This window comes from Rhodococcus sp. NPDC057014, assembly GCF_042673295.1.
Taxonomy (GTDB): domain Bacteria; phylum Actinomycetota; class Actinomycetes; order Mycobacteriales; family Mycobacteriaceae; genus Rhodococcus_F.
The window spans coordinates 1-3,303 of the sequence record NZ_JBHUSF010000537.1 but is presented as its reverse complement, the minus strand read 5'-3'; the positions used below and the strand labels follow the sequence as shown (position 1 = coordinate 3,303).

Sequence of the window (3,303 nt, the reverse complement as noted above, 5' to 3'; positions counted from 1 at the left end):
ACGGTGGCGGCCGCGGCGCTGATCACGGGGTGCGCCGGGCAGGGCCCCGCCCCCGCGCCCGGAACCACCGCGCCCCCGCCACCGGCCACCACGGCGGTTCCCGGCACCGGCCCGGTGCCGGGTGGCGTCACCGAGGCGCAGGCCGCCCAGCTGTGCACCGACCTCGAGGGGCAGTTGCAGAGCTGGCGCACCTACACGCCGACGATCGGGAAGACCGGGTTGAACGGCCTGGTCGGCACGTGGATCGCGAAGAACAACCTCAATGCGCTCGACTTCCTGCAGGACCGGGCCCGGATCGACGTCATCACGACGGCGGCCTGCCCCGACATCCGGCAGCAGGCGATCACCGCGCTGGAGATCCCCGATCTGGCATCCGGCCTGATCGGGTTCTGAGGCCGACGTGAGCCAGTTGCGCACCCTGTACCCGCCGCTCGAGCCGTATCAGTTCGGGCACCTCGACGTCGGCGACGGCCAGCAGATGTACTGGGAGCAGAGCGGCAACCCCGACGGGAAGCCGGTCGTGTTCCTCCACGGCGGGCCCGGCGGCGGCACCGACCCCGCGCAACGGCAGTTCTTCGACCCGCAGGCGTACCGGATCGTGCTGCTCGACCAGCGCGGATGCGGGCGTTCCACACCCCACGTCGCCGACGGGGCAGATCTGTCGGTCAACACCACCGGCCGTCTCCTCGGTGACATCGAGATGCTGCGTGAGCATCTCGGCGTCGACCGGTGGCAGGTCTTCGGCGGGTCGTGGGGCTCGACCCTGGCACTCGCCTATGCCCAGCAGTACCCCCACCGGGTCACCGAACTGGTGCTGCGCGGCATCTTCCTGCTGCGCCGCAGCGAGATCGACTGGTACTACAACGGCGGCGCCGGACACCTGTTCCCCGAATTGTGGGACGAGTTCCTGGCGCCGGTGCCGGAGCCGGAGCGGGGCGGGGATCTCGTCGAGGCCTATCACCGGCTCCTGCACTCCGACGACGCCGACGTCGCGACGCGGGCCGCGGTCGCGTGGTCCACGTGGGAGGGCGCGACGAGTTCGCTGCTACCCAAACCGGAACGGGTGGTGGAGACGTCCCAGCCGAGGTTCGCGCTGGCCTTCGCCCGCATCGAGAACCACTACTTCCACCACCGCGGCTTCCTGGACGAGGGCCAGTTGCTGCGGGACGCCGCCGCGCTCGACGGCACTCCGGGCGTGATCGTGCAGGGCCGCTACGACGTGGTGTGCCCGGCGGCCAGCGCGTGGGCGCTGCACCGGGCGTGGCCGGGTTCCCGGCTCGAGATCGTCGACGACGCGGGGCACTCCGCGATGGAACCGGGCATCGTCCACCACCTGGTCGAGGCGACGGACCGCTTCCGCGCCTGACGCACTCGCCTGACGCACTATGCGGGATAACCGAATTCGACGGTCCGCTTCGCGACGTCGGCGGACACGAGCCGGATCTTCACCTGCTCGCCCTCGGCGGGGTCGCCGACACATTTGGCCATCACGGACACCGACGGGACGAACACGTCCGCGGTGCGCTTGCCATTCCGTGACCGCAGCACGGTCGCGTCGAACGTCTCCCCCACCCGGTCCGCGAGCACGGTCGCCTCGGTGAGGTCGATGCAGGCCCGGTCGATCTTGCTCGCGAGAGAATCCGAGCCGGTCATGATCTCGGGCATCGACCCCAGGGCGTCCCGCGCCCAGGACGGCACCGGCGTTCCGGCGGACACGGCCAGGCACACCTCGGTGGAGTACCGGTCCGAGAGCCGGCGCAGCGGCGCGGTCACGTGTGCGTACGGGGCGCCGATGGCGGCGTGCGCGGTCAGTTCCGGCAGGGTGCCGTCGAACGCCGCGTAGTCGGCTCCCCGCAGCAGCGACGGCGCCTCGGTCATCAGCACCAGCGTCGACGCCGAATTCGGGTCCAGCCCCGCCAGCAGCGCACCGACACCGACGCTCTCGGGCCAGTCGATCCCCAGCGCCGCCGCCGTGCGTCGCAGCGCCCCGACCGCGTCCGGCCCGGCAGGCGGCAGGGTGCGGAGCAACCCGATCTTCGCGTCGAGCATCATGGCGGCCGCACACATTCCGGTCAGCAGCGAGACCTCGGCGTTCCAGTCGTCGGCCTCGGTGCGGGGCGCGAGGTCGACACGCCAGCTGTCGCCGTCCGGCACCACCTCCTGCTCCGGGAGCCGGAGTTCGATCGCGCCGCGCGCCACAGCCGCCGCCGTGCGGAGCCTGCCGAACTCGGGCAGCGACGCAATGGACGGATGCAGTCGTCCCGCCTCCGCATCGGCCTGCACACCGGCGTATTCGAGTCGGGTCACGGACCGCACCGTGGCCCGGAACACGGTGCACGACAGCGGTTCGGCCGACTCGTCGAGTTCGATCCGCCACACCACCGCCGGGCGGTCCTCACCTGGAAGGAGGCTTGCGGATCCCTCCGAGAGTTCCTGGGGATGCAGCGGCACCTTGCCGTCGGGGAGGTAGAACGTCTGCCCGCGTTTGCGGGTCTCCACGTCGAGCACCCCACCGGGCTCCACGACGGCGCCGACGTCCGCGATCGCGTAGTGCAGGACGAATCCGCCGGCCGTCCGCTCGAGGTGCAGCGCCTGATCGAGATCCATCGAATCGGGCGGATCGATGGTGACGAACGCGAGATCGGTGCGGTCCTGCCGTTCGGACGCGTACCGGTCGGACGCCGTCCGCGCCTGCGCGACCGCGGCGGGCGGATACCCGTCCGGCAGGTGGAATTCGGTGCGCACGGTGCCGAAATCGATTCCGCGCGCAACGAAACGGCTCATCGGCACCTCGCGCACATCCTTCCCGTGACGCTAGTTGTTCCACTCCTCGTCGGCCCGGTCCGCGGCCTTGTTCCGCTCCGCCGCGATCTGCAGCGCCTTCTCCGCCGACGCGCGGTCGGGATACGGGCCCATCCGCGACATCGACGACGCCGCCTTCCCCTGCGTGACGGTGCCGTCCTCGACGTTGTAGTACCAGAGGTGATCTTCGTCAGTCATGCCCTCAGTGTGGCACCGGTGGGACGTGTGGGGTTGTGGATCACGCTCAGACTGTTACCCTCGGAGTCCTGTCCGGTGATACGGTCTCCGGCGCCGGTCAGTGCGGTGCCGATGGCTCGTTCTTCCCGCGCGCAGTGCCCGAACAGAGAATGGAGCGAGCATGTCGACGATCATTTTTGATCAGCTACTTCCCTACCTCGGTGCCGAAGGCGCCACCTACTGGGCCCAGCTGCTGATGGTCGATCCCGTCTGACGGTTGTCGATCAGTCGATACCCCGAAACCCCCGCCGGACACCTCCGGCG

At 70.2% G+C, this 3,303-nt stretch carries 4 protein-coding genes; 2 read left to right on the top strand and 2 right to left on the bottom strand.

What is annotated here, in order from left to right; translation table 11 throughout:
• Window positions 1–3: 3 nt before the first annotated feature.
• Together ACFTZB_RS44410 and pip are read left to right on the top strand one after the other, a co-directional pair.
• Window positions 4–393, top strand: a complete 390-nt coding sequence (locus ACFTZB_RS44410) for a hypothetical protein (protein ID WP_378442199.1) — start codon at window positions 4–6, stop codon at window positions 391–393.
• A gap of 7 nt (window positions 394–400) precedes the next feature.
• Window positions 401–1,366 carry a prolyl aminopeptidase gene (pip, locus tag ACFTZB_RS44405; protein WP_378442197.1) on the top strand — a complete coding sequence of 322 codons (966 nt, stop codon included), beginning with the start codon at window positions 401–403 and terminating at the stop codon, window positions 1,364–1,366.
• Between the two features lie 17 nt (window positions 1,367–1,383).
• Here pip and ACFTZB_RS44400 read toward each other — a convergent pair whose 3' ends face one another.
• Together ACFTZB_RS44400 and ACFTZB_RS44395 are read right to left on the bottom strand one after the other, a co-directional pair.
• A complete protein-coding gene (locus ACFTZB_RS44400; RefSeq protein WP_378442195.1) occupies window positions 1,384–2,784 on the bottom strand; it encodes an RNB domain-containing ribonuclease in 1,401 nt (466 codons plus the stop codon).
• Window positions 2,785–2,814: 30 nt separating this feature from the next.
• Complete coding sequence (locus ACFTZB_RS44395; protein ID WP_005254262.1) at window positions 2,815–3,000, bottom strand: hypothetical protein; 186 nt, start codon at window positions 2,998–3,000, stop codon at window positions 2,815–2,817.
• Window positions 3,001–3,303 lie beyond the last annotated feature (303 nt).

Excerpts from the sequence above, each read along its gene's own strand:
- ACFTZB_RS44400 (WP_378442195.1), bottom strand. The coding sequence starts at position 2,784 with ATGAGCCGTTTCGTTGCGCGCGGAATCGATTTCGGCACCGTGCGCACC.
- ACFTZB_RS44395 (WP_005254262.1), bottom strand. The coding sequence starts at position 3,000 with ATGACTGACGAAGATCACCTCTGGTACTACAACGTCGAGGACGGCACC.